Source organism: Streptomyces sp. NPDC079141, assembly GCF_040686775.1.
Classification (GTDB): Bacteria; Actinomycetota; Actinomycetes; order Streptomycetales; family Streptomycetaceae; genus Streptomyces.
In genome coordinates, this window is the sequence record NZ_JBFBLP010000024.1 from 79,081 (window position 1) to 104,731 (window position 25,651).

The 25,651-nt window shown below is 72.4% G+C and carries 28 protein-coding genes; 16 read left to right on the forward strand and 12 right to left on the reverse strand.

Features of this window, described 5'->3' with window-relative positions:
• Nucleotides 1–28: 28 nt before the first annotated feature.
• From AB0Q90_RS39085 to AB0Q90_RS39095, 3 genes are read right to left on the reverse strand one after another with little or no spacing between them, the layout of a single operon-like run.
• Nucleotides 29–379 carry a UBP-type zinc finger domain-containing protein gene (locus AB0Q90_RS39085; RefSeq protein WP_363164480.1) on the reverse strand — a complete coding sequence of 117 codons (351 nt, stop codon included), beginning with the start codon at nucleotides 377–379 and terminating at the stop codon, nucleotides 29–31.
• Nucleotides 376–1,833 carry an ATP-binding protein gene (locus AB0Q90_RS39090; RefSeq protein ID WP_363164481.1) on the reverse strand — a complete coding sequence of 486 codons (1,458 nt, stop codon included), beginning with the start codon at nucleotides 1,831–1,833 and terminating at the stop codon, nucleotides 376–378. Before AB0Q90_RS39090 ends, AB0Q90_RS39085 begins: the two co-directional genes overlap by 4 nt.
• The gene (locus AB0Q90_RS39095; RefSeq protein WP_363164482.1) at nucleotides 1,830–3,506 is read right to left on the reverse strand and encodes an FAD-dependent oxidoreductase; all 1,677 of its coding nucleotides are present in this window, start codon (nucleotides 3,504–3,506) and stop codon (nucleotides 1,830–1,832) included. The genes AB0Q90_RS39090 and AB0Q90_RS39095 overlap by 4 nt, the downstream gene beginning before the upstream one ends.
• A 204-nt stretch (nucleotides 3,507–3,710) precedes the next feature.
• Between AB0Q90_RS39095 and AB0Q90_RS39100 the strand changes: the two genes are divergently transcribed.
• From AB0Q90_RS39100 to AB0Q90_RS39115, 4 genes are all read left to right on the forward strand, one after another.
• Entirely contained in the window at nucleotides 3,711–5,084 is a 1,374-nt protein-coding gene (locus AB0Q90_RS39100) for an NB-ARC domain-containing protein (protein WP_363164483.1), read from the forward strand.
• Nucleotides 5,085–5,151: 67 nt separating this feature from the next.
• Nucleotides 5,152–7,689 carry a tetratricopeptide repeat protein gene (locus AB0Q90_RS39105; RefSeq protein WP_363164484.1) on the forward strand — a complete coding sequence of 846 codons (2,538 nt, stop codon included), beginning with the start codon at nucleotides 5,152–5,154 and terminating at the stop codon, nucleotides 7,687–7,689.
• A 43-nt stretch (nucleotides 7,690–7,732) separates the two neighbouring features.
• The gene (locus AB0Q90_RS39110; RefSeq protein WP_363164485.1) at nucleotides 7,733–8,158 is read left to right on the forward strand and encodes a hypothetical protein; all 426 of its coding nucleotides are present in this window, start codon (nucleotides 7,733–7,735) and stop codon (nucleotides 8,156–8,158) included.
• Between the two features lie 137 nt (nucleotides 8,159–8,295).
• A complete protein-coding gene (locus tag AB0Q90_RS39115; protein WP_363164486.1) occupies nucleotides 8,296–8,601 on the forward strand; it encodes a cupin domain-containing protein in 306 nt (101 codons plus the stop codon).
• 6 nt (nucleotides 8,602–8,607) lie between these two features.
• Here AB0Q90_RS39115 and AB0Q90_RS39120 read toward each other — a convergent pair whose 3' ends face one another.
• The gene (locus tag AB0Q90_RS39120) at nucleotides 8,608–9,012 is read right to left on the reverse strand and encodes a DUF302 domain-containing protein (protein ID WP_363164487.1); all 405 of its coding nucleotides are present in this window, start codon (nucleotides 9,010–9,012) and stop codon (nucleotides 8,608–8,610) included.
• A 144-nt stretch (nucleotides 9,013–9,156) separates the two neighbouring features.
• Here AB0Q90_RS39120 and AB0Q90_RS39125 point away from each other — a divergent pair, with 144 nt between their 5' ends.
• From AB0Q90_RS39125 to AB0Q90_RS39135, 3 genes are read left to right on the forward strand one after another with little or no spacing between them, the layout of a single operon-like run.
• A complete protein-coding gene (locus AB0Q90_RS39125; RefSeq protein WP_363164488.1) occupies nucleotides 9,157–10,524 on the forward strand; it encodes an MBL fold metallo-hydrolase in 1,368 nt (455 codons plus the stop codon).
• Nucleotides 10,521–10,871: a rhodanese-like domain-containing protein gene (locus AB0Q90_RS39130; protein ID WP_363164490.1), complete on the forward strand. Its 351-nt coding sequence runs from the start codon at nucleotides 10,521–10,523 to the stop codon at nucleotides 10,869–10,871. The genes AB0Q90_RS39125 and AB0Q90_RS39130 overlap by 4 nt, the downstream gene beginning before the upstream one ends.
• Nucleotides 10,868–11,614, forward strand: a complete 747-nt coding sequence (locus AB0Q90_RS39135; RefSeq protein WP_363164491.1) for a sulfite exporter TauE/SafE family protein — start codon at nucleotides 10,868–10,870, stop codon at nucleotides 11,612–11,614. Before AB0Q90_RS39130 ends, AB0Q90_RS39135 begins: the two co-directional genes overlap by 4 nt.
• A gap of 18 nt (nucleotides 11,615–11,632) precedes the next feature.
• Here AB0Q90_RS39135 and AB0Q90_RS39140 read toward each other — a convergent pair whose 3' ends face one another.
• On the reverse strand, nucleotides 11,633–11,920 hold the full coding sequence (locus tag AB0Q90_RS39140; RefSeq protein WP_363164492.1) for a metal-sensitive transcriptional regulator: 288 nt from the start codon (nucleotides 11,918–11,920) through the stop codon (nucleotides 11,633–11,635).
• 80 nt (nucleotides 11,921–12,000) lie between these two features.
• Here AB0Q90_RS39140 and AB0Q90_RS39145 point away from each other — a divergent pair, with 80 nt between their 5' ends.
• The 4 genes from AB0Q90_RS39145 to AB0Q90_RS39160 all read left to right on the forward strand — a co-directional run bounded on the left by AB0Q90_RS39145 (nucleotide 12,001) and on the right by AB0Q90_RS39160 (nucleotide 14,800).
• Nucleotides 12,001–12,594 carry a rhodanese-like domain-containing protein gene (locus AB0Q90_RS39145; protein ID WP_363164493.1) on the forward strand — a complete coding sequence of 198 codons (594 nt, stop codon included), beginning with the start codon at nucleotides 12,001–12,003 and terminating at the stop codon, nucleotides 12,592–12,594.
• A gap of 116 nt (nucleotides 12,595–12,710) precedes the next feature.
• Nucleotides 12,711–13,952 (forward strand): FAD/NAD(P)-binding oxidoreductase, encoded by a 1,242-nt coding sequence (locus tag AB0Q90_RS39150; RefSeq protein WP_363164494.1) that lies wholly within the window; start codon nucleotides 12,711–12,713, stop codon nucleotides 13,950–13,952.
• A gap of 40 nt (nucleotides 13,953–13,992) precedes the next feature.
• A complete protein-coding gene (locus AB0Q90_RS39155; RefSeq protein WP_363164495.1) occupies nucleotides 13,993–14,310 on the forward strand; it encodes a TusE/DsrC/DsvC family sulfur relay protein in 318 nt (105 codons plus the stop codon).
• Nucleotides 14,311–14,326: 16 nt separating this feature from the next.
• Nucleotides 14,327–14,800 (forward strand): DsrE/DsrF/DrsH-like family protein, encoded by a 474-nt coding sequence (locus tag AB0Q90_RS39160; RefSeq protein ID WP_363164497.1) that lies wholly within the window; start codon nucleotides 14,327–14,329, stop codon nucleotides 14,798–14,800.
• On the opposite strand, the gene AB0Q90_RS39165 is transcribed toward AB0Q90_RS39160, so the two are convergent.
• The 4 genes from AB0Q90_RS39165 to AB0Q90_RS39180 form a co-directional block, all read right to left on the reverse strand.
• Nucleotides 14,793–15,026, reverse strand: coding sequence for a hypothetical protein (locus tag AB0Q90_RS39165; protein ID WP_363164498.1), 234 nt, complete (start codon nucleotides 15,024–15,026; stop codon nucleotides 14,793–14,795). The genes AB0Q90_RS39160 and AB0Q90_RS39165 overlap by 8 nt on opposite strands.
• A gap of 115 nt (nucleotides 15,027–15,141) precedes the next feature.
• A complete protein-coding gene (locus AB0Q90_RS39170; RefSeq protein ID WP_363164499.1) occupies nucleotides 15,142–15,306 on the reverse strand; it encodes a hypothetical protein in 165 nt (54 codons plus the stop codon).
• 142 nt (nucleotides 15,307–15,448) lie between these two features.
• Entirely contained in the window at nucleotides 15,449–16,843 is a 1,395-nt protein-coding gene (locus AB0Q90_RS39175; RefSeq protein ID WP_363164500.1) for a HAMP domain-containing sensor histidine kinase, read from the reverse strand.
• Complete coding sequence (locus AB0Q90_RS39180; RefSeq protein ID WP_363164501.1) at nucleotides 16,840–17,526, reverse strand: response regulator transcription factor; 687 nt, start codon at nucleotides 17,524–17,526, stop codon at nucleotides 16,840–16,842. Before AB0Q90_RS39180 ends, AB0Q90_RS39175 begins: the two co-directional genes overlap by 4 nt.
• Before the next feature lie 157 nt (nucleotides 17,527–17,683).
• Here AB0Q90_RS39180 and AB0Q90_RS39185 point away from each other — a divergent pair, with 157 nt between their 5' ends.
• The 4 genes from AB0Q90_RS39185 to AB0Q90_RS39200 are packed head-to-tail and all read left to right on the forward strand — an operon-like array spanning nucleotide 17,684 to nucleotide 22,109.
• Nucleotides 17,684–18,220: a hypothetical protein gene (locus AB0Q90_RS39185; RefSeq protein ID WP_363164502.1), complete on the forward strand. Its 537-nt coding sequence runs from the start codon at nucleotides 17,684–17,686 to the stop codon at nucleotides 18,218–18,220.
• A 60-nt stretch (nucleotides 18,221–18,280) separates the two neighbouring features.
• On the forward strand, nucleotides 18,281–20,485 hold the full coding sequence (locus tag AB0Q90_RS39190) for an MMPL family transporter (RefSeq protein ID WP_363164503.1): 2,205 nt from the start codon (nucleotides 18,281–18,283) through the stop codon (nucleotides 20,483–20,485).
• Entirely contained in the window at nucleotides 20,482–21,192 is a 711-nt protein-coding gene (locus AB0Q90_RS39195) for an LmeA family phospholipid-binding protein (protein ID WP_363164504.1), read from the forward strand. Before AB0Q90_RS39190 ends, AB0Q90_RS39195 begins: the two co-directional genes overlap by 4 nt.
• 44 nt (nucleotides 21,193–21,236) lie before the next feature.
• Nucleotides 21,237–22,109 (forward strand): universal stress protein, encoded by an 873-nt coding sequence (locus AB0Q90_RS39200; RefSeq protein ID WP_363164506.1) that lies wholly within the window; start codon nucleotides 21,237–21,239, stop codon nucleotides 22,107–22,109.
• A gap of 1 nt (nucleotide 22,110) precedes the next feature.
• On the opposite strand, the gene AB0Q90_RS39205 is transcribed toward AB0Q90_RS39200, so the two are convergent.
• The 3 genes from AB0Q90_RS39205 to AB0Q90_RS39215 form a co-directional block, all read right to left on the reverse strand.
• A complete protein-coding gene (locus AB0Q90_RS39205; protein WP_363164507.1) occupies nucleotides 22,111–23,352 on the reverse strand; it encodes a DUF4032 domain-containing protein in 1,242 nt (413 codons plus the stop codon).
• 44 nt (nucleotides 23,353–23,396) lie between these two features.
• The gene (locus AB0Q90_RS39210) at nucleotides 23,397–24,143 is read right to left on the reverse strand and encodes an MBL fold metallo-hydrolase (RefSeq protein WP_363164508.1); all 747 of its coding nucleotides are present in this window, start codon (nucleotides 24,141–24,143) and stop codon (nucleotides 23,397–23,399) included.
• A gap of 136 nt (nucleotides 24,144–24,279) precedes the next feature.
• Nucleotides 24,280–24,909: an alpha-ketoglutarate-dependent dioxygenase AlkB gene (locus AB0Q90_RS39215; RefSeq protein ID WP_363164509.1), complete on the reverse strand. Its 630-nt coding sequence runs from the start codon at nucleotides 24,907–24,909 to the stop codon at nucleotides 24,280–24,282.
• Between the two features lie 113 nt (nucleotides 24,910–25,022).
• Here AB0Q90_RS39215 and AB0Q90_RS39220 point away from each other — a divergent pair, with 113 nt between their 5' ends.
• Nucleotides 25,023–25,640, forward strand: coding sequence for a TetR/AcrR family transcriptional regulator (locus AB0Q90_RS39220; RefSeq protein WP_363164510.1), 618 nt, complete (start codon nucleotides 25,023–25,025; stop codon nucleotides 25,638–25,640).
• The last annotated feature ends 11 nt before the right edge of the window (nucleotides 25,641–25,651 follow it).

Below are 25,651 nucleotides of genomic sequence, written 5' to 3' on the forward strand. Positions count from 1 at the left end.
CCGACAGTCCCTCCGAGCTCTCACGCGCTCATCGCAACGTCCGCGCCCAGCCCTCCGGCACCCGCCCGGCAGGGCCCGGCGCCGGCTGATCCACCGGATGACTCACCGGCGGCGCCAACTCCGGCCCCGCCTCGTACAGTTCCTTCGTCGCGAAGTTCCAGAACCACTCCTCACCCGGCTCGAAACTCCGCATCACCGGATGCCCCGTGGCCTCGTAATGGGCCGACGCATGCTTCGCGGGCGAGGAGTCGCAGCACCCGATGTGCCCGCACTGTGCGCACCGGCGCAGATGGAACCACCAGCCGCCGATCTCGTCGCACTCGACGCACCCCGTGCCACTGGGCGGGACGGTGGGTTCGATTCCGGTGACGTCGGTCATACGGGCTCCTCCGGCGTGTCGTTGTCCGCGGCGGTGAGCGGAAGCAGCACCTGGAACCGCGTGTCGCCCGGTTCGGACTCGACCTGGAGGGAGCCGTGGTGCTTGTTGACCACGATCCGCCAGGAGATGTCCAGACCGAGCCCGGTGCCCTCGCCCACGGGCTTGGTGGTGAAGAAGGGATCGAAGATCCGCCCGCGGTGCTCGGCCGGAATCCCGACGCCGGTGTCGCGGAACTCCACCAGCAGCCGGTCGTGGTCCGGTGCCGTGCGCACGGTCAGCGTCCCTTCCCCGCCCGCGCTGTTGATGGCGGAGACCGCGTTGTCGATGAGGTTCGTCCACACCTGGTTGAGCTCCGCCGGGTACGCGGGGATCTCCGGCAGCGCACGGTCGTACTCCTTGACGACCTTGATCTGCGGGCCGATCTTCCCGGAGAGCATCAGCAGGGTGCTGTCGAGGAGTTCGTGCACATCGACGCTGCGGAACGGGGCGCGGTCGAGCTGCGAGTACTGCTTGGCGGCGTCGACGAGGTGCGAGATACGGGTGGTGGAGTCCTCGATCTCGCTCATCAACAGCTCGGTCTCGACCGTGTAGTTGAGCCAGCCGATCGCGCCGGGGAGGATGTCCTCCTCCACGGCCGCCGCGACCTGCTCCAGCCAGTCGACGTCGAGCCCGGCCTGCACGAAGGTCGGCGCGAGCCGCCAGCCGTCCGGGATGCCGTGGTCGTCCAGCCAGTCGGTGAGCGCGTCCTCGCGGTCGGCGGCCTCCAGCGGGCTCAGGGCCGGTGCCTTGCCGACGAGTTCGGCGGTGCGCTCCTGGATGTCGATGAGGCCCGCCAGGCTCTCCCGCGGGTACGGGCCCGAGGCGATGTGGGCCAGCTTGTGCCGCATCTTCGCCACCCGTTCGCGCAGCGTGGCGGTGGCCCGTACGGCCGCGGCGGCGGGGTTGTTGAGCTCATGAGTGAGCCCGGCCGACAACGAGCCGAGCGCCAGCAGCCGTTCACGCTGGCCGATGACCCGCTGGGAGTTCTTCGAACCGAAGAAGAGCCCCTCCAGCAGATGCACCGCCATCGGGAACCACTCCTGCATGATGTCCGCGAACGTGTCCGCCGGCAGCACGAAGAACCGGGAACGCTCCGTCACCCGCATGGAGTTGTTGTAGACCTGCCGTGCCCGGTCCCCGAGGTAGGCCTGCATGGCCCCCGAGTACACGCCGCGCTGCGAGGACCGCGCCACCTCCACGTCGTCGCCGCCGACCCGGCGCGACAGCACCACCGTGCCCTCGATCATCACGTAGAAGCAGGTGGCGGGATCGCCCTCGGCATACACCGGACCGGCCTCGAACTGCTCCACCCGCCCCTCGGCGCACAACCTGCCCAGCTGCTCGGAGGACAGCTTCTCGAACAGGAACAGCGACCCGATCTCCTGGGGGCTGCACGGCATCAGCCGCCCGCTCATGACTGCTCCAGATACCGGTGGACGAGCATGACGGCCATGGCTCCCTCTCCTACCGCGGAGGCGACCCGCTTGGCGGACTCCGCGCGCGCGTCACCGGCCACGAACACGCCGGGCACGTTGGTCTCCAGGTGGTACGGCGGCCGGTCCAGCTCCCAGTCGGCCGGCGGCCGCCCGTCGGGCGTCAGATCCGGGCCGGCCAGGATGAACCCGCGCTCGTCGCGCAGCACCGTCCCGTCCAGCCAGTCCGTCAGCGGGGCCGCGCCGATGAACACGAACAACCACTGCGCGTCGACCAGTTCGGACTGCCCGGTCTGCGTGTCGCGCAGAGTCAGCTGCTGGAGATGGCCCTCGCCGTGCGCCGCCTCGACGACCGTCCTCGGGCGCACCGAGATGTTCGGCGCCTCCTCGATCTGCTGGATCAGGTAGTGCGACATCGACGCCGACAGGTCCGGGCCGCGCACCAGCAACGTCACCGACTTCGCGCCCTTGGACAGGTACATCGCCGCCTGGCCCGCCGAGTTGGCGCCGCCGACGATGTAGATGTCCTGGCCCTGGCAGGCGGGAGCCTCGGTCAGCGCGGAGCCGTAGAACACGCCGCAGCTGGTCAGTTCGGCACAGCCGGGCGCCTCCAGCTGCCGGTACGACACACCGGTCGCCAGGATCACGCTGTGCGCGGCGATGGCCGAGCCGTCGTCGAACCGCACGATGCGCGCGGCACCGCTGACCTCAAGGCCGGTGACCTCGCGCGCGGTGAGGATCTCGGCGCCGAACTTGGTGGCCTGACGGCGGGCCCGGTCGGTGAGCTGGGCGCCGGAGACACCGTCGGGGAAGCCGAGGTAGTTCTCGATCCGCGAGCTCTGCCCGGCCTGCCCGCCGGTCGCCGACCGCTCCACGAGCACCGTGCGCAGCCCCTCCGAGGCGCCGTACACGGCCGAGCCGAGCCCGGCAGGACCGCCGCCGATCACGACGAGGTCGTAGAAGTCGGCCGTCGGCGTCGTCGCCAGCCCGACGTGAGACGCCAGCTCGGGCACGTCCGGCTCCACGAGCGGGGTCCCCTCCGGTGTGATCACCAGCGGCAGCCGCTCTCCGTCCTGCCCGGCGGCGGCCAGCAGCCGCCGCCCCTCGGGCTCGTCGGCGGAGTACCAGCGGTAGGGCACCTGGTTGCGGGCCAGGAACTCCCGAACGTCCGAGGAGCGCGCCGACCAGCGGTGACCGACGACCTTGGTGGCGGGCACCGGCCGGAAGTCACTGCACCGCCAGGCCTCCAGCAGGTCGTCCAGGACCGGATAGAGCTTCTCCTCCGGCGGGTCCCACGGCTTGAGCAGGTAGTGGTCGAGATCGACGACGTTGATCGCGTCGATCGCCGCGTTGGTGTCGGCGTACGCGGTCAGCAGGACCCGCCGTGCGCCCGGGTACACGTCGAGGGCCTGTTCGAGGAACTCGATGCCGTTCATCTGCGGCATGCGGTAGTCGGCCAGGATCACGGCCACGAGATCACCGCGCAGCTTCAGCTCACGCAGTGCCTCCAGCGCGGACTCGCCCGACTCCGCGCGCACGATCCGGTACGACTCGCCGTAGCGCCGTCGCAGGTCGCGGGCGACGGCACGGGAGACCCCCGGGTCGTCGTCCACGGTCAGGATGACGGTCCGCGCTGTGTCGGCGGCCTGTGCCATACGTCTCCCACCCCGAGTGGTCGTCCTTCCGGCACGCGACGACAGCCACCGCGCCGGCTGCGGCCCATCGTATGTTCGATCGCCCCGGTTCGCTCAGGCTCGGCCCCCACCGTGCACGCTCGGCACAGGGGAGGGAGAAATCCGGCATCTTGCCGAAGCCCGGTGCAGCGGGTGTGGGGCGCGCCATGATGGCGCCATGGGGGTGTGCGACTGCCGGGCACGTCGATCCCGCCGTGCGCCGCGCGCGGCGACAGGACGACCCGCGTGAAGTGGCGGTTCTGGCAGCAGACCGCGCCCGACATCCCGGTCCCGCTGACGACCCTGACGGTGGCCGCGCCGGGTGCGCAGGCGGTTGCCGCGGGGGCCGGCGTGGGTGCGGCAGCGACGGCGGACGGCGCCACGGCGGTCAACCAACAGACCAAGTACGCGATCAACGTGCCGTCCGAAATGTTCAGCTCGCCCGCCGACATCGCCGCCCGGCCTGGCCTCGGCCCGGTCCCCGACGAGCCGAGGTTCTGCGTCGGTCGCGAGGAGGAGCTGCTGGCGATCAGCAGCGGCTTCGACGACGGGGCCACGATCCAGGTGCTGTGCGGTCTGGGCGGGGTCGGCACCAGCACACTGGCCGCCCACTGGGCGATCCACCACGCGGCGCGGCACGACCCGGTGTGGTGGATCGACGGCAGCTCGGCCGACGCCATCGCCGACGGGCTCACCTCCGTCGGGGCTCAGCTGCACGACGTCACGGCCGAGATGTTCTCCCCGACGGCCCTGTGCGAGCGGACGAAGCAGTGGCTGCTCACGCACGACGGCTGGCTGCTCGTCCTGGACGACGTCGCCAACCCGGACGACGTGCGCTTCCTGAAGGCGCTCGCCCGGGGCCACGGATCCGTCCTGATCACCACCCGGCTGGCGGCCGGCTGGCACGACATCGCCCGGACGCTCCCCGTCCCGTTGCTGCCGGAAGCGGCCGCGGTGCAGCTGTTCACCAGCATCTACGACGGGACCGGCGACGCGGACACGAGCGGGGTCGAGGAACTGTGCGCGGAACTCGGCTATCTGGCCCTGGCGGTGCAGCAGGCGGCCGCCCACTGTCTGCTGGAGCGGATGACGGCCGCCCAGTACCTCGCGCGGCTCGCCGAAGCCCCTGACGAGACGCACCAAGCGCCGTACGAGGGGGAGCAGTTGCGCCGGACCATGGCCGGGGTCTGGGAGCCCAGCCTCGACCGCCTGCGCGACACACCGCTCGCCGGCGACGTCCTGCGCACACTCGCCTGGTTCCCCGCGGCGGACGCCGGACGGCCCATGACGCGCGTGCCCCGTGCGGCGCTCGCCCCCCTGGCCGACCCGCCCGCGCTGATCCGTGCGCTGGGACGGCTCGCGGCGCACAGCCTCGTCGGACTCGATCAGCAGTGCGTGCACGTCCACCGCGTCGTCCAGGCCGTCGCCCGGACACCTCGGCAGGGCAGCGAACACCGGTCGCCGGAACGGATCGAGGCGGCGCGGGCGCGCGCCGAGATCCTCTTCGGCGGCCCTTCGGCCAACGGCTCGGGGACGCGGACTGGGGGCGGGGAACGGTGAACGGCGTGACCGGAACAGCGAGGAGTACGACCATGACGGGCCGTCGTCCGGCGAGTAGGGTCGCGTCGTGAAGTGGCCACTGCGCAGGCGCCGGGCCGGTGTTCCCGCACCTGAGGGCGCAGCGGGCGCCGCCGGGGTCGACTTCTCCGGCGAAGTGGCGCACGCGCTCGCGGGGGTCCGCGCGGACGCCTCGGCGGAGGCGCTGCGCGACGGTACGCCCGCGGGTCTGCTCCCGCCCGAGGCCTTCCTGCCGCTCGATCAGGTGGAGGCCGTGCGGGGCCTGCACAACATCCCCTATCTCCCCGGTGTGTTCGTCGGCCGGGAGCGCGAGGTCGCGCTGGTGGAGGAGGCCCTGGGGGCCGACGGCGGCAGGGTGGTCGTGCACGCGGTGCACGGGCTCGGCGGCATCGGCAAGTCGACCCTCGCCGCGTACGTGGCGGCCCACCACGCGGCTGACGAGCGGGTGGTCTGGTGGATCCCGGCCCAGACCCCGGAGGCGGTCGACGCGGGCCTCGCGGACTTCGCACGCGCCCTGCAACCGGCGCTCGCCGAGCTGCCCGCCGAGACCCTGCGCGAACGCGCGCTGGAATGGTTCAGGACACACACCGGATGGCTCATCGTGCTGGACGATGCCGACAGTCCGGACCATCTGCGTGAGTTCCTCGCCCAACTGCCTGCCTCGGGCCGGGTCCTGGTGACCAGCCGGCGCGCCTTCGGCTGGCGGGGGTTGGCGACGTCCCTGGCGATCGACGTGCTCGACGAGGAGGCCGCGGTCGAACTCTTCGGCCGGATCCTGGGCGGAGAGGAGCAGACCGTCGAGGTCGACTCCGTCCGGGACCTGTGCCGGGAACTCGGCCATCTACCCCTCGCCATCGAACAGGCCGCCGCCTACTGCCGGGAGGCCTGCCTGGAGCCGGGCCAGTACCTGGAGATGCTCCACCAGTACACCGGCGACATCCTCGACGCCGCTGTCGAGGGGCAGGACCCCGGTCGGACCATCGCGCGGGTGTGGCGGCTGAGCCTCGACCGGCTGGCGCCGGTCCCGCTGGCCGTCGACATCTTCCGCATCCTGGCCTGGTACGCCCCGACCGACATCCCCCGGGCCCTGCTCGACGGGCTCGGCCGCCGGACGGAGGTGGCCAGGGCCTTGGTGGAACTGGCCCGGCACAGCGTGATCCTCATCGCCGGCGACAGCATCGCCGTCCATCCCCTGGTCCAGGCCACGGCCCGGACGTCGGACGCCTCCGATCCCCACCGCGACCCCGACCTCATCCGCACGGCCCACGGACGCGCCGTCGACCTGCTGCTCGCTTCCCTCGCAGACGCCCCGACGACCGGCCCGGAGTCCGCGCGGTGGTGGCGCGCACTTGCGCCGCACGTCAACCAGCTCGACGCGCGCACCCCGCGCGATTGGTCGAGCATGGCCATGGCGGTGCTGCGGGGCCGCACCGGCGATTTCCTGCACGGGCAGGGGAGTGTGCGGCAGGCGGTCATCCTGTTCGAGCACGCGGTCGACGACGTGATGGCGGCACTCGGCAGCGACCACCCGGACACGCTCGTGTTGACGAACAACCTCGCGGGTGCCTGTGCATCAGCGGGGCAGGTGCACAGGGCGGTCGAGCTGTACGAGCGTGCCCTGGAGGGTCAGTCCCGCAGCCTCGGCCTCGAACACCCCCAGACCTTGGTGACCTGGGCGAACCTCGCCCTCGCCTATCAGTCGCTGGGCGACGTGGCCAGGGCCATGGAGTCCTACGAGCGGATCCTGGACCTCCAGCTGCGGGTGCTCGGCGACGACCATCCGCACACGCTGGTCACCCGGCACAACCTCGCGGCCGCCTATGCAGAGGCCGGTGATTTCGACCGGTCCGTCGCGACCTTCCGGCAGGTCCTCGCCGACCAGGTCCGGGTCCTGGGCGCGCACCACCTCCAGACGCTCGGCACCGAGAACAACCTCGCCGCTGCGCTCGCCGAGGCCGGCGATCTGGAAGGGGCACGCGAACGCTACGTCCATCTGTTGGAGGACCTGTCGCGGGTACTGGGCGAGACCCACCCGGACACGATCACCACACGGGGCAACCTCGCCTACGTCACCTTCCTCGGTGGGGACGTCGAGGAGGCGCGGCGGCTGTTCGAAGAGGTGCTGGAGGCGCAGCGCGGAGTGCTCGGCGACGACGACCTGCGCACGCTGGCGACGCTCGACAGCCTGGCGCTGGTGTACAGCGAGACCGAACCGGACAGGTCGATCGCAGTGCTGGAACGGGTCGCCGCGGAGCGGTCCCGACTGCTGGGCGAAGACCACCCCCACACCCTGACCTCCTACGCCTCGCTGGCTTATGTGCTCCTGTCGGTCGGCGACCGCGCGCGGGCCATGAGCCTTCTGGAGCGGACGGCGACCGAGCGTGCGTTCGTGCTCGGCGAGGACCACCCCGACACGCTGGGCTCCCAGCTCTACCTCGGCGAGGCGCTGCGAGCGGAGGGCCGACTCGACCGGGCCGAGGCCGTGTTGGCGCGCGCGGCGGAGGTCTCCACACGCGCCCTGGGTTCAGCCCACGCTCTGACGGAGTCCCTGCACAACGCCCTGAACGGCGTAAGGGGAGATCGATGACGGGTATCCTCACGTTGCGCGCGAATCGGACCAGGGAGGGCGGATGGATTCCCAGCTGAGTCTGCTCGCCGAACAGGCGGCCCGGCTCTTGGTGTCGACGGCCGGCGAGCCGCAGTGGCACGCCGTCGGGCACCGCTTCGTCGCGATCTTCGCCGGCCGGGAACGCGAGGTCGAGCGCCGTATCAGCGACCTGGCGCGGGCGGTCGAGGACGCCGCCGAGGAGTCCCGGGACGAGACGAGGGCTCAGTTGCTGCCCGGCTGGGTGGCCCGTCTGCGTCTGTGGCTGGCGGACGAGCCGGATGTGGCTCCCGCGCTACGGGAACTCGTCGAAGCGTTCCCGGCCACACCGGGCGCCCGAGGCCCCGACAGCGGCAACATCGTCGTACAGCAGTCCGTGACGGGGTTCACGGTCCTGGGTGGCTCCCTGAACATCGGCCTGCACGGCCACAACCCCCGCACGTCCAACTGACGGCGCGGGCCACCGGCAGGCTTTGCCAAACGGTCGACCACTTGTTTTCCCTGGTCAGGTAGCTTTCAGGGCATCCAATGATCATTACGCACGGGCTCGTTCGGCATGCCGACCGGGTCCGTGGGAAGGGGTGTGCCATGAATGCGGTCGACCTTGCGGAGACGGCGGCCGGTCTGCCCGAGGCGTGGAGTTCTCGCACGCTGGGCAAGGTGGGGGCGGCCTGTGTGAAGGTCCTGCGCATGGACGAGCTGCCCGTCGAGGAGGAGAGCCATCGGACCGCCGAGGCCCTGCTGGTCCTCGACGGCCGGCTGGAGCTGGAAGTGGACGGCGTGCCGGTGTCGGTGCGGGCGGGCGAGTTGTTCATGGTGCCGGCGAAAACCGCACACGCGGTCCGTCCCGGGAGCCGGGGCACGTTGGTGATCGTGGAACTGCCGGAGGAATGACGGCAACTAGTCGGTCGCCCCGCCTGCGGTCAGGGCCGCGAGGGCGGCGTCGAGGCGGCGGGTGGCCTCCTCGGCGACCGGGCGCAGGGCTTCGAGTTCCGTGAGGGCGACCATCGTGTTCGGGTCGAGGGCCTGTACGGCGGTGCGGTCGCCGTCGGTGCGCACCACGACGTTGCAGGGCAGCAGCAGGCCGATGGAGCGGTCGGTGTCCAGGGCGCGGTGGGCGAGGGGCGGATTGCACGCGCCGAGGATGACGTAGTCCTCCATGTCGTGGTCCAGCTTGGCCTTGAGGGTGGCGGTGACGTCGATCTCGGTGAGGATGCCGAAGCCCTGGGCGGCCAGGGCTTCGCGGACCCGGGTGACCGCGGTGGCGAAGTCGGTGTCGAGGTGGACTGTGCGGTCGTAGCGCATGGTGTCGGCCTTTCCTCAGGTGCTTGTGGCGTGTCTTCGTCTCTGCGCGGGCCTTCCGCGTCCCTGAAAATACCCCCGGGGGTACCCATGCTACCGTCGAAGACATACCCCCCGGGGTAATTCTTCACTGGAAGGGAGCAGCTCGTGTTCTTCATCGACACGATCGAGGTGTCAGGGCTCGGCAATCGCAGCTATCTCGCCGGGGGTGGGCGGACGGCCGTCGTGGTCGATCCACCGCGCGACTTCGACCAGGTCCTCGCGGTGGCCGCACGGCGTGGGGTGCGGATATCGCACGTCGTGGAGACCCACGTGCACAACGACTACGTCACCGGCGGCCTGGAGCTCGCCAGGACCGTCGGTGCCGCCTACCTCGTGCCGGCCGGGGCGCGGGTCTCCTTCGAGCGCGTGCCCGTGCACGACGGTGACGGCGTGGAGGTCGACTCGGGGCTGACCCTGCGCGCGCTGGCCACACCCGGACACACCCCGCACCACACCGCCTACGCGCTGGAGGAGAACGGCAGCGCGGTCGCGGTCTTCACCGGCGGTTCGCTGCTGATCGGTACCGTCGGGCGCCCGGACCTCGTCGAGCCGCGGCTGACCGAGCGGCTGGCGCGGGCGCAGCACGCCTCCGCCCGCCGGCTGGCCGCCGAGCTGCCCGACGACACGGCCGTGCTGCCCACGCACGGCTTCGGCAGCTTCTGCTCCTCCAGCCAGGCGGAGGGCAGCGACACCACCATCGGCAAGGAGAAGGCGTCCAACGCGGCCCTCACCCGGGACGTGGACGCCTTCGTCGCCGACCTGCTCGCGGGCCTGGACGACATCCCGGCCTACTACGCGCACATGGGCCCGGCCAACGCCGCCGGTCCCGCGCCCGTCGATCTGACGCCGCCTGCCGTGGCCGACGCCGAGGAGATCGCCGCCCGGCTGGCCGCGGGGGAGTGGGTGGTCGACCTGCGTCAGCGCGTCGCGTTCGCGGCCGGGCATGTGTCCGGCTCGTTCAACTTCGAGGCGGACGGGCAACTCGCCACCTATCTGGCCTGGCTGATCCCGTGGGGCAAGCCGGTCACCCTGCTCGCCGAGTCCGCCGGGCAACTGGCCGCCGCCCAGCGCGAACTGGTCCGGGTCGGCATCGACCGCCCGGCCGCCGCGGCTACCGGCGGGCCCGCCGACTGGGTGCGCGAGGGTGAGACACCGGCCTCCTTCCGCCGCGCCACCTTCGCCGACCTCGCGGACCGGCGCCGGGCGGAGGGCGTGGTCGTGCTCGACGTCCGGCGCGGCTCGGAGCGCGCGGGCGGGTATGTCGAGGGCTCGGTCCACATCCCGGTGCACGCCCTGCACCGCCGTCTCGACGAGGTGCCCGACGGAGAGGTGTGGGTGCACTGCGGCGCCGGCATGCGGGCCGCCATCGCCGCCTCGATGCTCGATGCCGCGGGCCGTGACGTCGTCGCCGTGGACGACTCCTTCGACGCGGCCGAACAGGCCGGACTCGTCGTGTGGAGGCAGGCGGCATGAGCATCCTCCGACCGGGTCCGGCGCGGGTGACCGTGCAGGAGGCGGCCGCGCGCACCGGCGCCGTACTGCTGGACATCCGGGAGCCGTACGAGTGGGCGGCGGGGCACGCTCCGCAGGCCGTGCACCTGCCCCTGTCCGCGCTGGCGGCCGGAGCCGCGCTGCCGGCCCGGGCGCAGGGACAGCCCCTGGTAGTCATCTGCCGCTCCGGCAGCCGCTCCCGGCGGGCGGCCGAACTGCTGACGGCCCGAGGTGTCGACGCCGTGGATGTGATCGGCGGGATGCGGGACTGGGCCGGGGCGGGGCTGCCGGTGGTGGACTCGCGCGGCGGAAACGGCACCATCGCGTGAGCACTCTCGTCCTCGCCCTGGCCGCCGGGGCCGTCATCGGTCTGGCGCTCGGCGCGCTCGGGGGCGGCGGCAGCGTGCTGGCCGTGCCCGCCCTGATCTACCTGCTCGGCTTCAGCCCGGTCGCGGCCACCACCGCGAGCCTGATCATCGTGACGCTCACCTCGGCCGTCGCGCTGTTCGCGCACGCGCGTGACGGCCACGTCCGATGGCGTACGGGGCCGCTGTTCGCGGCGGCGGGGATCGGCCCGGCGATGCTGGGCGGTGCGCTGGCCGGCCGTGTTCCGTCGGCCGTGCTAACGGCCGCGTTCGGCGTCGTGGCCGCCGTGGCCGCGACCCGCATGCTGCGGACCGGCACGGCCGCGGACACCCCGGTGCCGGTGCGGCCGGGACGCGCCGCGGCGGCGGGGGCCGGGCTCGGCGCCGTCACCGGTGTCCTTGGCGTCGGCGGCGGCTTTCTCGCCGTACCGGCGCTGGTGGGGGCGGTCGGTCTGCGGATGCGGGAGGCGGTGGGCACGAGCCTGCTCGTTATCACCGTCAACTCGCTGGCCGCGCTGGCGACGCGCGCCGGCACGGCCGACGGGCTGGACTGGGCGGTCGTCGCGCCCTTCGCCGGAGCCGCGATCCTCGGTGCATGGGACGGCAAACGGCTGGCCGCGAAGGTCTCCACGCACACACTCCGGCGGATCTTCGCCCTGGTGCTGCTGGCCGTCGCCGCGTTCATGCTGATCGACGCGGTGCTCTGATGCGCACCCGGCCGCGGCTCAGGCCAGGGACAGGAACAGCCTCTCCAGGCGCGCCCGCATCTGCTCGGCGTCCTCGCCGGACTTGCGGCCGGACTCGATGTCCGCCACACATTTCTGCAGGCCGGTGGCGATGATCGCGAAACCGGCCCGGTCGAGCGCGCGGGACGCGGCGGCGAGCTGCGTGACGACGTCCTCGCAGTCACGCCCCTCCTCGATCATCCGGATCACACCGGAGATCTGGCCCTGCGCCCGGCGCAGCCGGTTGAGTACGGCCTTCAGGTCCGCACCCTCAAGCTCCAGTTCCACGATCACTCCTCAAAAATACCCCTAGGGGTACTGTACGTCCCGGTTCGGGACGACGTCGACCATCAAGGATCACACCTGCCATGACCAACAGCCCCACCCCCGCCCCCGCCGCCCTCGGCACCGACCAGGCACGCACGCGGCTGCACGAACTCACCGTTCTCGACGTGCGCACCCCGGGTGAGTACGCCTCCGGCCACCTGCCCGGCGCGGTGAACATCCCGCTGGACCACGTCCGGCGCGCACTGCCGGAGATCCGGCACGCCGCCGAGCGCGGTGACGTCCTCGTCGTCTGCGCCTCCGGCGCCCGCTCCGAGAACGCCTGCAAGCTGCTGGCCGAGCACGGCATCCCGACGGCCACCCTCACCGGCGGCACCGCCGCCTGGGCCGCCGACGGCCACGACCTGCACACCCCGGCCGCCTGCGACACCCGCTCCGGCTGGAGCATGGAACGGCAGGTGCGCTTCACCGCCGGCACCATCGTCCTCCTGGGCCTCGCGCTCGGCCTCCTCGTGCACCCGGCCTTCCAGCTCCTCGCGGCGGGCATCGCGGGCGGTCTGGTCTTCTCCGCGCTCACCAACACCTGCGGCATGGCCGCCGTCCTCGGCAAGCTGCCGCACAACCGCCCACGGGCGGCCGAACTCGACGCCGCGCTGGCCGCGTTGCGCGACCGCTGAGTCCGAGGGGGCCGTTCGGCCCTCCGGCGATTACCGGGCAGACATACCCCGGTGGGTACCGCAGTGGGGACGAGTGGCCCAAGGCTCGTCCCCATCTCCCGCACGACAGTGGGGGTATGGGCACACACATCGTGATTCTCGGAGGCGGCACCGCCGGCACCATGACGGCCAACCGCCTGTGTCGCACTTACGACGAGCACGCGTGCCGGATCACGGTCGTCGACCAGGACGGCGACCACCTCTACCAGCCCGGCCTGCTGTTCGTCCCCTTCGGCGCGGCCCAGCCGCACCACCTCGTCCGCTCCCGCCCACGGCAGCTGCACCCGGCCGTCGACTACAAGCAGGCACGCATCGACCGGGTCGACCTGGACACGCGCACGGTGCACCTCGGCGGCGGGATCCGCCTCGGATACGACGTTCTCGTGGTCGCCACCGGAGCCACACTCCTGCCCGAGGAGACCGAGGGACTGACCGGACCCGGCTGGGGCGAAAACGTCCACACCTTCTACGACCTGCCCGGCGCCGTGCGTCTGCACGCGGCCCTGCAGCACTTCCAGGGCGGGCATGTCGTCGTGGACGTCGCGGACCTGCCGATCAAGTGCCCGGTGGCCCCGCTGGAGTTCGCCTTCCTCGCCGACTGGTACTTCCAGCGGCGCGGCATCCGGGACAAGGTGCGCCTGACCTACGCCACACCGCTGGACGGCGCCTTCACCAAGCCGGTCGCCGCGAGGACGCTCGGCGGGCTGCTGGAACGCAAGGGCATCGAGCTGGTGACCGAGTTCACGCTCGGCGAGGTCGACGGCGCGGGCGGGCGGCTGGTGTCGTACGACGAGCGCGAGCTGCCCTTCGACCTGGCGGTGGTCGTGCCGCTGCACGGGGGCGCGGAGTACGTAGGACGCTCCGAGGGGCTCGGCGACGAGCTGGGCTTCGTACCCGTCGATCCGCACACCCTGCAACTCCCCGGCCGTCCCGAGGTGTTCGCGATCGGTGACGCGGCGGCGCTGCCCGCGTCCAAGGCGGGCTCGGTGGCCCACTTCGAGGGCGAGACGCTGGTGCGCAACATCGGCCGTCACCTTGCCGGGCAGCCGGCGGACGCCACGTTCGACGGACACGCCAACTGTTTCGTCGAGACCGGATTCCACAAGGCCCTGCTGATCGACTTCAACTACGACACCGAACCGCTGCCCGGCCACTACCCGGCCACCGTCGGCCTGCCGTTGCTGAAGGAGTCGCACGCCAACCACCTCGGCAAGCTCGCCTTCGAGTGGCTGTACTGGCACAGCCTGCTGCCCGGCCGCGAACTGCCCGGAATCGGCTCGGAGATGCCCGAGCACGGCAAGACCCACGTGCCCGCCTGACCCGGCGGGAGATCCAACCAGGACCGGAGGAGAACCCGCCATGCCCACCGTCACCTACGCCGACACCGCCGTCCCCGTCGACGACGAGGGCTTCTTCACCGACCCCGACCGGTGGACCGAGCCCATGGCCGAACAACTCGCCCGCGAGTCCGGCATCGAGGAACTGACCGACCGGCACTGGCAGGTCATCCGCTTCATGCGCACCGCCTACGCGGCCAAGGGCACCGGCCCCACCGTGCGTGTCCTCGGCAAGACCTCGGGCGTCAGCGTCAAGGAGCTCTACCAGCTCTTCCCCAAGGGCCCGGCGAAGACGGCCGCGAAGATCGCCGGAATTCCCAAGCCGCGCGGCTGCATCTGAGAGAGGGGCGCCCGTCATGGCAGGCACCGCCACGATCGAGAAGGTCTCGATCATCGTCTCCAAGGGATCCCTGGAAGGGATCTACCCGGCCCTGATCATGGCCAACGGCGCCCGCGCCGAGGGCATCGAGGCCGATCTGTTCTTCACCTTCTTTGGCCTGGACGCCATCACGAAGAAGCGCTGGGAGCACATCAAGCTGGCCACGGTCGGCAACCCGGGCCTGCACCTGCCCACCTTGCTGGGCGGCATGCCCGGGGTGCCGGATCTGATCACCCGGTACATGGAACGCAAGATGGAGAGGCTCGACATCCCGCCGGTCCCCGAGTTCATCGAGATGATCTCCGACACCGGCGCGGGCATCTACGCCTGCAAGGCGTCGGTGGACCTCTTCGAGCTGGACAAGGACGACCTCGTCGAGCAGGTCCAAGGCATCATCACCGTCGGCGAGTTCTACGAGCACGCCGCCGGGGGCCAGATCATCTTCACCTGACGTCCCGCTCGGCCGCCCCCGCCTGCGCCAGCAGCAGTTGGGCCAGGCGGCGGGCCTCGTCGGGGGTGAGCGCCGCCCAGACGCCCGGTTCGCCGCCCTGGTCCCGGCCCACGTCGAGTGCGAGCCGGCTGATGGGCCGGTCCGAGGCCGCGAGGCGCAGACGCCGGACCTCGATGTGGCGCCCGCAGCCGGTCACGAGAGGTGAGTCGCCCTCGGTCCTCGTCATCTTGTCCACGTCCCTTCCGACGGCTCCGGTCCCGGCGGTCGTCAGGGTGACGCCCATGTACCCGGCCTCGTACCAGGAACAGCGCGCCGGGGGCCCGGATTCTTCCCGGGGCGGCTCAGTTCGCGTTGGGTCGGCCGCCCTGCTGCGCACGCCCCTGGAAGCCTCGTCCGTAGACGCCGTTGGCGATACCTCGCACGACGCGGTCGACGGCCGCGCGGCGGGCCGCGTCGCCGGTCGAGGACAGAGCACGGTCGAGGTCCTGGCGCAGGCGCAGCGGCATGAGTCGCTCCTCGTCGGCGACGGCTCGGCGCCGTCGTGGCCGCCCGCCGGGCGCACGTGTCGACTCCCTGTTCCGGAAAAGCATCGCTCCTGCCTCCGTCTCGTCATGGACCGGAGCGTGCCCGCGCGAGGCGACGCGCGTGTCAGCCCCGTGTTCGGGGCGGGTAAGGGCGCCCGGGGTCCCGCGGGAGACGGACGGTGAAGCAGGCACCGCCCTCGGGGGCTCCGCGCTCCGCGGTGATGGTGGCGCCCAGCCGGGTGGTCAGGCGGTGGGCGATGGCCAATCCCAGGCCGCTGCCCACGGCGCGGACGCCGCGGTAGCGGTCGGCGAGCGCGCCGCGCTCGAAGACGACCGCGAGATCCTCGGCGGTGAGACCGGGGCCGCCGTCACGGATCTGGATGCGGGCGCCGGGACCGTCCGCGTGCAGGGCCAGTACGAGGGGCCTGCCGGACGGAGTGACCCGCAGGGCGTTCTCGGCGAGACCGTCGAGGAGTTGGCGTACGCGGAAGCCGTCGGTCGTCACGGTCAACGGGTGTGCCGGGCGTTCCACGCGGAAGTCGACGCCGTGCGCGGCGCACCGCGCCGACCAGGCCTTCGCCGCCTCGCCCAGCAGTGCGTCGAGGTCGACCTCGGCGATGTCCAGGCGGAAGTCGTCGGCCTCCAGGCGCGCCAGGGCCAGCAGGTCGCCCACGAAGCGCTCCAGCCGCTCGATCTCGGTGCGCACGACACGGCCGGCCTCGGGCACTTCCGCGCCGGTGACGACCTCGTCGGCGAGGGCCTCGGCGTAGCCGCGCGCCGTCGTCAACGGGGTGCGGATCTCGTGGGAGACCGAGAGCAGGAACTCCCGTTGCCGGTTCTCGCTGTGGGCCAGGGCCGCGTCCAGGGTGTTCAACGCCCCGGCCAGCTCCACCAGTTCGGCGGGGCCCCGCGAGGGCACCGTCAGACCGCGCTCGCCCTCGGACAGCCGGTGGGCCGTGCGGGCGGCCGAGACCAGCGGGCGGGCCAGCCGCCGGCCCAGCAGCGCCCCGGCCAGCGCCGCACCCATAAGGCCCAGCACCAGCGGCAGGACGAGGGCCCCGCGCATCCGGTCGGTGGCCGCGTCGACGGCGCTCATCGGCTGGGTCAGCACCAGGCCGCCGCCGTTCGGAGTCGGCACCCCCTCCACCAGCACCGAGTGCCCGTCGAGCCGGGCGGTCGCCGACACCTCCTCGCCGTCCAGCAACGCCCTGCGGCGAGCCTCGTCGACCACGCTTGCCGCCGGTCCGTCCACCGCGCCGGAGCGGTGGACGAGGGCGAGCCGGATGTCCTCGGGCCCGGCGATGCGTTCCTGCCGCTCCAACAGCCAGGCGGCCAGCGGAGGGGTGCGGGCCATGACCTCCGCCTGGCGGGAGAGCTGCTCGCGCTCCTGCGCCTCGGCGTTCGTCCGGATCATCCGCCAGGCGAACAGCGCCGTCAGGACCACCGCCACCGCGGCCACGGCGGTGGTCAGCAGGACGATGCTCCCCGCCAGGGATCCGTGCCGGCGCAGGACGTTCACCGGCCGGAGTCGCTGATGCCGTAGCCGACCCCGCGCACCGTGCGCAGCGGGCTGGCCTTTCCGAGCTTGGCGCGCAGCTGGGAAACGTAGACGTCCATCACGCGCGTGTCCCGGTAGCCGGCGTACCCCCAGACCTGGGCGAGCAGCTGTTCGCGGGTGAAGACCTGGCCGGGGTGGTGCATCAGGAAGGCGAGCAGGTTGAACTCGGTGGTCGTCAGCTCCACCGGCTCGCCGTCGACGTGCAGGGTGCGGCGGCCGGCGTCCAGGGCGAGACGGCCGACCCGGCGCACCTGGTCGCGCTGCGGGTTGGCGGCGCGCCGCAGCAGGCTCTTGACGCGGGCGACCAGCTCCTGCGGGGAGAACGGCTTGGTGAGGTAGTCGTCGGCGCCGAGCTCCAGCCCGAGAATCCGGTCGGTGACCTCGTCCCGTGCCGTCACGAACAGCACGGGCGTCCAGTCGCCCTCCTCGCGCAGCCGCCGGCAGATCTCCATGCCGTCCATGCCGGGCAGGGCGATGTCCAGCACGATCGCCGCCGGGCGCATCCGGCGGGCGGCGGCCAGGGCCGCGTCTCCGTCGGCCTCGACATGGACGCCGAAGCCCTCCCGGCTCAGATAGCGCCGCTGGAGGTCGGCGATGTTGCGCTCGTCCTCGACGACCAGGACGAGCCCCTTGTTCTCCGGCATGTGCCTCTCCCCTTGCGACCCGCCTCCAGGCTAGCCACCCTCCGGCCTGCGCGAACGCCGTCCCGAGCGGCCCTTACACGCCCCGAACATTCGCCGAACCTCTTGCTCGCACGTCCCGGCCACGCTGAGCGCCGAGATCGAACAAGGGGAGGACATCGTGAACCGCACCGGTACCGCCGCAACCCACCGGACCCGGACCGCCGCGCTGGCCGCGACCACCGTCGCCGCCGTGACCGCACTCGCCTGGGTGGCGGTCTCGTCCGGGCCCGACGGCACGGCCTCGGCCGCCGTCACCACCTCGGCGGTCGCCCTGGCCGACGCCGACGCGATCGGCCTGGTCGGCACCGATCCGCTGCCCCCGCTCCGGCGGCTGCCCCGGGAACTCCGCGCGGACCTGCGCGAGCTGCGCGCCACGGAGCCGGACCAGCGGCGGGAGGCGGCAGCCCGGATCTGGCAGGACGCGCTGGCCGGGGAGTACGGCGCCCGCGTACAGCTGCGCGCAGAGACGGCCCGGCACCGCTTCGGGGCCCTGCCCGAGGAACTCCAGGACGACATCGAGGAGCTGCGCGGCCTCACCGGGGACGAGCGCAGCGAGGAGCGCACGGCGATCCGCGACAAGGCACTCGCCGGTGCCTACGGCGACGAGGTGCGCCGCTGGGCCGAACGCCGCAGCGACTTCTGGCGGCAGGACTGAGCGACCCCGCCCCGGACCGGACGACCCCGCCCGACAAGGAAAGACGCAAGGAACGACGCAATGAGCAACGCCACCGAACCGACCCAGGAACCCGGCCGACTGCACCGGCTCGGCCGCTGGTGCGCACGACGGCCGTGGTGGGTGATCGGCACCTGGCTGCTGGTGCTGCTGACCGCCCTCGGCGCCGACCGCGCCTGGGGCGGCACCTACGAGGACGACTTCGCCCTGCCCGGCACCTCCGTACAGACCGGAGCCGACCTGCTGGAGGCGCACGGATCCGACGACGTCCGCGGCACCGCCTCCCAGATCGTGCTGCACTCCGACGACGGCACCCTCACCGCCCACCGCGACGCCGTCGACGCCACGGTGGCCGACCTGCAACGGCTGCCCGAGGTGATCTCGGTGGCCGACCCGCTGGCCACGCCCGGAGCGGTCTCCGCGGACGGCGCGACCGGCATCGTGACCGTCCGCTTCACGGACAATCCGGCCCGCTTCGAGACGTCGTACCTGCACGGCGTCGACGACGCCGTGCACGGGCTGCGCGCCGACGGCGTCCAGGTCGAGTACGGCGGCCCGCTCGGCCAGTTGGCCCGTCCCGAGGCCGGGGACCGGCTGTCGGAGGTGATCGGGCTCGCCACCGCCGTCATCGTGCTGCTGGCCGGGTTCGGCAGCCTGGCCGCCGCCGGGCTGCCCCTGCTCACGGCCCTCGTGGGACTGCTGTCGGGCCTCGCCGCCCTCGGGCTCCTGGCCGCCGCGTTCACCTTCGGCCACGCCGCACCCACCCTGGCCACCATGATGGGCCTGGGCGTCGGCATCGACTACGCCCTGTTCCTGATCACCCGTCACCGGCGGCTCCTGCGCGATCTCGACGACCCCGTCGAGGCCGCGGGCCGGGCCGTGGCCACCAGCGGCCGCGCGGTGATCGTCGCCGCCGTCACCGTCGCCCTCGCCCTGGCCGGCCTGTACGCGTCCGGCGTCACCTTCATCGGCACCCTGGGCGCCGCGGCGGGCCTGACCGTGCTGGTCGCCGCCGTCGCCGCGCTCACCCTGGCCCCCGCGCTCCTCGGCGTCGTCGGCCGCCGTGTCGACCGCTGGCGGGTGCGCACCCCGGTCGACGAGCCGAGCGGCACGGCCGACACCTGGCACCGCTGGGCCGCCAGGGTCGGGCGGCGCCCCTGGCTCTTCCTCACGGTCGGCACTCTCGTCCTGGGCGTGCTTGCCGTCCCCGCCGCCGCCATGCGCCTGGGCCACATCGACAACGGCGCCGATCCGACGAGCTACACCGACCGCCGCGCCCACGACCTGGTCTCCGACGGCTTCGGACCCGGCACCAACGGCCAGTTCACGATCGTCGTCGACCTCGACGGCACACCCACCGACGCCGCCGCCCTGCACGACGCGCTGACCGCGACACCCGGCGTCGCCCACGCGACCACACCCGTCGCCACCGACGACCACGCCCTCCTCATCGCCACCGTCACCCCGGAATCCGGCCCCCAGGAGGAGGCCACCTCCGACCTGATGCACCGCCTGGAGGACACCGTCGCCGACGAGGGCGCGAAGGGGTACGTCACCGGCGTCACCGCGGCCCAACTCACCTTCCGTGACGTGGTCGTGGACCGACTGCCCGTCATCGTCGCGGTCGTCGTCGCGGCCGCCTTCCTGCTCCTGCTCACCGTCTTCCGCAGCCTCCTGGTCGCGCTCAAGGCGGCCGTGCTCAACCTGCTGTCCATCGGGGCCGCCTACGGTGTCGTCGTCGCCGTCTTCCAATGGGGCTGGGGCGGCTCCCTGTTCGGCGTGGACGAACCCGTGCCGGTCGAGTCGTACGTGCCGATGATGATGTTCGCCATCGTCTTCGGCCTGTCCATGGACTACGAGGTCTTCCTGCTCTCCCGGATCCGCGAGTCCTGGCTGCACACCGGCGACAACCACCTCAGCGTCGCCACCGGCCTGGCCGGCACCGCCCGCGTCATCACCTGCGCGGCCCTCATCATGACCAGCGTCTTCCTGGCCTTCCTGCTCTCCACCAACGTGGTGATCAAGATGCTGGCGCTGGGCCTGGGCGTCAGCGTGGTCATCGACGCCACCGTGGTCCGGCTGGTCCTGGTGCCGGCCACGATGTACCTGCTCGGCCGCGCCAACTGGTGGCTGCCCGCATGGCTGGACCGCCTCCTGCCGCATCTGGATCCCGAGGGCCCGGCGCCCGCCGCCGTCCCGGACCCGGACCGGGCCGCCGTACCGGTCGGTTCGGGGGACCAGGGATGATCCGCGCCGTGTTCCGGCGGCACCGCGCCGCCTCCGTCACCGCCGTCGTCCTCGCCGTCGTCCTGCTCGGCGCCGTCGTCGCCGAGGTCGCCGCCCGCACCCTGCTGCACGGCCGGCTGACCGCCGCGGCGGGCCGGGCCCTCGGCCAGGACGTGGACGTCGACGTCGAAGGGGGACCGGCCGTGCTCGACCTGTTCGACCGGCACCTCGATGCCGTGACCTTCACCAGCGGCCACGCCGCCCTCGGCCGGATCCCCGACGTGTCCGTACAGGCCCGCCTGGACGACCTGCGGCTGACCGGCGGCCGCTCGGTCAGCGTCGCCCGCACCCACGCCGAGGTCGAGGTGCCCGCCGCCTCCCTCCAGGAGATGACCGGCCGGCTCCCCGTGACCGGCGTACGCCTCGACGACCGGGCCGACACCATCGCCCTCGACCTCCAGGGCGGGCTCGGCCGGGCCACCCTGCAACCCCGGCTGGAGGACGGACACGTGACCCTGCGTCTGGAGGACGCCGAGTTCCTCGGCGGCCCCGCCCCCGCCGCACTCGTCGACCGGATCGAGACCGGGCTCGGCGAACGCACCGACGCCGACTACCCCCTGGGACTGACGGCGACGGCGGTCGACGTCACCGCCACCGGACTGTCGATCACACTCGACGGGGACCACACCCGGCTGACCGGCGCGACCGTGGCGCACCGGACGTGGTGAAGACTGGTCCCACGCACGTGACCGCGACACAAGGAGGCAGTCGGATGACGCGCCCGATCACGACCGGGGTGGACGGATCGCAGGAGAGCCTCGCCGCGCTGGGCTGGGCCGCCCGCGAGGCGGTCCGCCGCGGACGCGCCCTGCATGTGGTGCATGCCTGGCGGTTCCAGCCGTACGAGGCGATCGAGGCGGCCGGCCCCGACGCACAGGCGGCGTGGGCGAACGAGGCCGTCGCGGACGCGGTGCGGGGCGTGCGCGAGAAGCACCCCGGTCTTGAGGTGTCCACCGACGTCCAGGAGGGCAACCCCGTGGACACGCTGGCCGCCGCGGCGGCGGACGCCGAGATGCTGGTGCTCGGCTCGCGCGGCCACGGAGCGGTCGTCGGCTTCCTGCTGGGCTCCGTGGGACAGCAGGTGATCGTCGAGGCCGCCCGGCCGGTCGTCCTGGTACGGGCCGGGGACAAGGCCTCGCACGAGGTCGCCGGGCGGGAGATCGTCGTCGGCCAGCAGGGCGAACCGGAGGACAGCGCCGAGGCGTTGCACTTCGCGTTCGAGACCGCCGCGGCACGCGGTGCCTCGATCCGGGCCGTCCGCGCCTGGACGCTGCCGCCACTGTTCTCCTACAGCCCGGCCTCGTTGAAGCTCCTCGACGACGCAGGCGGCCTGGAACCGTACGAGAAGAAGGCGTTGACCGCGGCACTCCAGCCGTGGCGGGAACGCTTCCCCGACGTGCATGTGATCGAGCACGTGGAGATGGGCAGCGCGGGCCAGGTCCTGCTGTCGGTGGCCGCCCACGCCCAGCTCATGGTCGTGGGGCGGCGTGCCCACCGCACGGCCGTGGGCTCCCGGATCGGCTCGGTGGCGCACGGCGTGCTGCACCACGCGGACTGCCCGGTGGCGGTGGTGCCGCCGGCGTAGGTCAGTCGGCCGCGTCCGAGGTCGGCTGGAGCGTCTCGCGCGCCTTGGGGAGGATGTCCTTGATGTAGTCCTCGACGGCCGTGTCCAGGCCGATGTCGTGCTGCGCCCGCTCGGACAGGTACCAGCGGTGTTCGAGCAGCTCGTGGTAGATCTCGGCCGGGTCCATCGAGCCGCGCAGCTCCAGCGGCACGGCTCGCACCGTGGGGCGGAAGACGTCGCGCACCCAGCGGTGGGCGAGGACCTCGGGGCGGGCTGCAAGGGGGTCGCCCGGGGCGTAGTCGTCCTGGGTGGCCATCCAGCTCTCCAGGTCGTTCAGCAGCCGCCGGGCCTGGTTCTCCTCGGCGTCCAGGCCGGTCAGGCGCAGCAGTTGGCGCTGGTGGTGGCCGGCGTCGACGACCTTGGGCACGAAGGTGACGGAGTCGCCGTTGGAGGAGTGCTCGATCTGCATCTCGGCGACGTCGAAGCCGAGGTCGTTGAGCCGGCGTATGCGGCGCTCTATGTAGTGGTACTTGCCGGCCGGGTAGACGGAGGTGCGGGTCAGTTCCTGCCACAGGCCGTGGTAGCGGGCGCAGATCTCGGTGCCGAACTCGATCGGGTCCACGGAGGGGTGCAGCGCGCCGGACGCCTCCAGGTCGAGCAGCTCGCCGCTGATGTTGACGCGGGCGAGATCGAGGTCGTAGTCGCGCTGGCCGTCGCTGAGCCGGGGGTGCAGATCACCGGTCTCGGCGTCCACCAGGTACGCGGCGTACGCGCCCGCGTCGCGGCGGAACAGCGTGTTGGACAGCGAGCAGTCGCCCCAGGCGAACCCGGCCAGGTGCAGCCGCACCAGCAGCACGGCCAGCGCGTCCATCAGCCGGTGCATGGTCGCCGGGCGCATCGTCGTCTCGAACATCGACCGGTACGGCATCGAGCCGCCCAGGTGACGGGTGACCAGCACCGACTCCAGCGGGGCGCTGCCGGTGTCGATGCGTCCGGTGACCACGGCCAGCGGGTCCACCGCGGGGATGCCGATCCGGTCCAGGTCGCGCAGCAGCTCGTACTCGCGCAGCGCGGGCCGTTCGGCGAGTTCCTTGACGGCGATGACCTCGGCGCCGGCCCGGGCGTAGCGCACGACGTGCCGGGAGATGCCGCGGGGGAGCGGCACCAGGACGTCGTCCGGCCACTCCTCCAGGGGCAGCTGCCACGGCAGTTCCAGCAGGAGCGCGGGGTGCTCCGGGTTGGTCGCGCTGATCTGCAGGGCCATGGGCGGTGCGTCCTCGTCTCGGCGGGGGTGATCGTCACCTCACCCTAAAGGGCGCGCTCCCGTGCCTGAAGTGCCGCTTCACGGACTGGACCGCGGTGCACCGGACCGTGCCCGGGCAGCATGAGGTCGCCGTCCAGACCGGCCAGGACGTCCAGCGAGGCCAGGGCGCGGGAACGCTCGTGGTGGAACATGTCGGCCAGCAGCTGCGGCCCCTGGATCCGGGACGTCGCATGCCCGCTCACCAGCGCGTCACCCGAGATCAGCACCCCGGCGTCCGGCAGGTGGAAGGCGCAGTGCCCGTCGGTGTGCCCGGGCGTGAACACGGGCACGGGCCGCCCGGGCAGGTCGAGCGGACCGTCCGTCGCGAACGCCTCCGGGGCGGCGACCGGCACCTTGGCCGTGCCGCCGGAGCGCAGCGCGTGCACCGCCCACGGCAGCACCCCCGGCCGCCAGCCGTTCTTCAGCACTTCACCCACGGACACCTGATGCAGGAACTCCCGCCGCGCGTGCGGCACTTCGGCCTCGTGCAGCAGCACCGGTGTGCCGTGCGCGGCACGCAGGTACTCGGCCGATCCCAGGTGGTCGTTGTGCGCGTGCGTGATCAGCACCGCCGTCACGGCCTCCGGTGAACTCCCCACCTGCGCAAGGGAGGCGAGCAGCCGCTCACGGTCCCCGGGATACCCGGTGTCGACGAGGGTGACCGCGTCCCCCTCGGTGAGGATCACCCAGTTGGTATCGCTGCCGTGCACCAGGTAGGTGCCGTCCGCGACTTGGTGCACGTCTGCCCGCATGGTCTTCCCGCAATCCGAGGTGGATGTCCGACGGAGGACAGCCAACCAGAGCGGCGGACCACCGCCGCGGGCCGCCCCCGGCACCGTCCACCGGAGGCGGCCCCCGCGTGCACCCGAAGCGGCCGCCTCAGTCGCCTCAGTGCACGCCGTGCGGGCGGAACTGGATGCTGATGCGTGGTCCGGCGGCGCGGGTCGTCTTGGGGATCGCGTGTTCCCAGGTGCGCTGGCAGGAGCCGCCCATCACGATCAGGTCGCCGTGGCCCAGGGGGCGGCGCACGGTGCTGCCGCCGCCGTGCATGGGGCGCAGCAGCAGGTCGCGGGGTGCGCCCACGGAGAGGATGGCGACCATGGTGTCCTCGCGGGCGCCCCGGCCGATGCGGTCGCCGTGCCAGGCGACGCTGTCCCGGCCGTCGCGGTAGTAGCAGAGCCCGGCCGTGGTGAAGGGCTCGCCCAGTTCCCCGGCGTAGTGCGCGGACAGTGCGGCACGCGCCTCCTGCAGTACCGGGTGCGGCAGCGGGTCGTGTGCGCCGTAGAAGGCGAGCAGGCGGGGGACGTCGACGACCTGGTCGTACATCGTGCGGCGTTCGGCGCGCCACGGGACCTGGGTCGCGAGCTCCTCGAACAGGGTGTCGGAGCCGGACAGCCATCCGGGCAGTACGTCGATCCAGGCGCCGCGGCCGAGTCCGGTGCGGCGGATCCCGTCGAGGGGGCCGAGCCGGAGCTGGTCGGCCTGGTCGAAGAGGGAGCCCTGGAGGTGCGTGGTCATGGATCCAGCGTACTCCTTATTCGAAAATCTGTTCCCATTCGATTCAGGGGTTGCACGGCTCTTTCGATACATCGGTGTATCGGATACATTCCCGTATCGAACGGAGGGGCGACATGGCGGTCGAGGAGACGACACGGCGCGTGACCAGGCGTCGTGTGCGCACCCGCGCCAACCTGCTCGACGCCGCCTTCCAGGTGTTCGCCGCCAAGGGCTTCGGCCGGGTGTCGATCGAGGAGGTCTGCGAGGCCGCCGGCTACAGCCGGGGCGCCTTCTACTCGAACTTCGCCAGCCTCGACGAACTGTTCTTCGCCCTCTACCGGCAGCGCGCCGACCTCATCGCCGAGCAGGTCGCGGGCGCCCTCGCCCTCGATGGGCCCGACCTCGACGTACCGGCGTCCGTGGACCGGGTCACCGAAGTGCTGCTGCTCGACGTCGACTGGCTGCTCGTCAAGACGGACTTCCTGGTGCACGCCGCACGCGACGCGGCCGTCGCCCGCTCCCTCCTGGACCACAGGGAACGGCTGCGCCGGACCATCGAGCACCGGCTCGCCGGACTCCCCGGGCTGCCCGCCGTGCTCGGCGGTGCCGACGGCGCCGCCCGTGCCGTGGTCGCCGCCTACGACGGAGTCACCACCCAACTGCTGCTGGACAAGGACGTCGACAGCGCCCGCGCCTGGCTCAAACAACTCCTCACCGCGCTGCTGACCGACGGCAGCGGCAACCCCCAATAGGAAGGGAAGGT

Excerpts from the sequence above, each read along its gene's own strand:
- AB0Q90_RS39195 (WP_363164504.1), top strand. The coding sequence starts at position 20,482 with ATGATCCGCGCCGTGTTCCGGCGGCACCGCGCCGCCTCCGTCACCGCC.
- AB0Q90_RS39130 (WP_363164490.1), top strand. The coding sequence starts at position 10,521 with ATGAGCATCCTCCGACCGGGTCCGGCGCGGGTGACCGTGCAGGAGGCG.
- AB0Q90_RS39165 (WP_363164498.1), bottom strand. The coding sequence starts at position 15,026 with ATGACGAGGACCGAGGGCGACTCACCTCTCGTGACCGGCTGCGGGCGC.
- AB0Q90_RS39200 (WP_363164506.1), top strand. The coding sequence starts at position 21,237 with ATGACGCGCCCGATCACGACCGGGGTGGACGGATCGCAGGAGAGCCTC.
- AB0Q90_RS39120 (WP_363164487.1), bottom strand. The coding sequence starts at position 9,012 with ATGCGCTACGACCGCACAGTCCACCTCGACACCGACTTCGCCACCGCG.
- AB0Q90_RS39085 (WP_363164480.1), bottom strand. The coding sequence starts at position 379 with ATGACCGACGTCACCGGAATCGAACCCACCGTCCCGCCCAGTGGCACG.
- AB0Q90_RS39095 (WP_363164482.1), bottom strand. The coding sequence starts at position 3,506 with ATGGCACAGGCCGCCGACACAGCGCGGACCGTCATCCTGACCGTGGAC.
- AB0Q90_RS39170 (WP_363164499.1), bottom strand. The coding sequence starts at position 15,306 with ATGCCGCTGCGCCTGCGCCAGGACCTCGACCGTGCTCTGTCCTCGACC.
- AB0Q90_RS39115 (WP_363164486.1), top strand. The coding sequence starts at position 8,296 with ATGAATGCGGTCGACCTTGCGGAGACGGCGGCCGGTCTGCCCGAGGCG.
- AB0Q90_RS39160 (WP_363164497.1), top strand. The coding sequence starts at position 14,327 with ATGGCAGGCACCGCCACGATCGAGAAGGTCTCGATCATCGTCTCCAAG.
- AB0Q90_RS39150 (WP_363164494.1), top strand. The coding sequence starts at position 12,711 with ATGGGCACACACATCGTGATTCTCGGAGGCGGCACCGCCGGCACCATG.
- AB0Q90_RS39090 (WP_363164481.1), bottom strand. The coding sequence starts at position 1,833 with ATGAGCGGGCGGCTGATGCCGTGCAGCCCCCAGGAGATCGGGTCGCTG.
- AB0Q90_RS39145 (WP_363164493.1), top strand. The coding sequence starts at position 12,001 with ATGACCAACAGCCCCACCCCCGCCCCCGCCGCCCTCGGCACCGACCAG.
- AB0Q90_RS39215 (WP_363164509.1), bottom strand. The coding sequence starts at position 24,909 with ATGACCACGCACCTCCAGGGCTCCCTCTTCGACCAGGCCGACCAGCTC.
- AB0Q90_RS39210 (WP_363164508.1), bottom strand. The coding sequence starts at position 24,143 with ATGCGGGCAGACGTGCACCAAGTCGCGGACGGCACCTACCTGGTGCAC.
- AB0Q90_RS39155 (WP_363164495.1), top strand. The coding sequence starts at position 13,993 with ATGCCCACCGTCACCTACGCCGACACCGCCGTCCCCGTCGACGACGAG.
- AB0Q90_RS39110 (WP_363164485.1), top strand. The coding sequence starts at position 7,733 with ATGGATTCCCAGCTGAGTCTGCTCGCCGAACAGGCGGCCCGGCTCTTG.
- AB0Q90_RS39180 (WP_363164501.1), bottom strand. The coding sequence starts at position 17,526 with ATGCCGGAGAACAAGGGGCTCGTCCTGGTCGTCGAGGACGAGCGCAAC.
- AB0Q90_RS39190 (WP_363164503.1), top strand. The coding sequence starts at position 18,281 with ATGAGCAACGCCACCGAACCGACCCAGGAACCCGGCCGACTGCACCGG.
- AB0Q90_RS39220 (WP_363164510.1), top strand. The coding sequence starts at position 25,023 with ATGGCGGTCGAGGAGACGACACGGCGCGTGACCAGGCGTCGTGTGCGC.
- AB0Q90_RS39205 (WP_363164507.1), bottom strand. The coding sequence starts at position 23,352 with ATGGCCCTGCAGATCAGCGCGACCAACCCGGAGCACCCCGCGCTCCTG.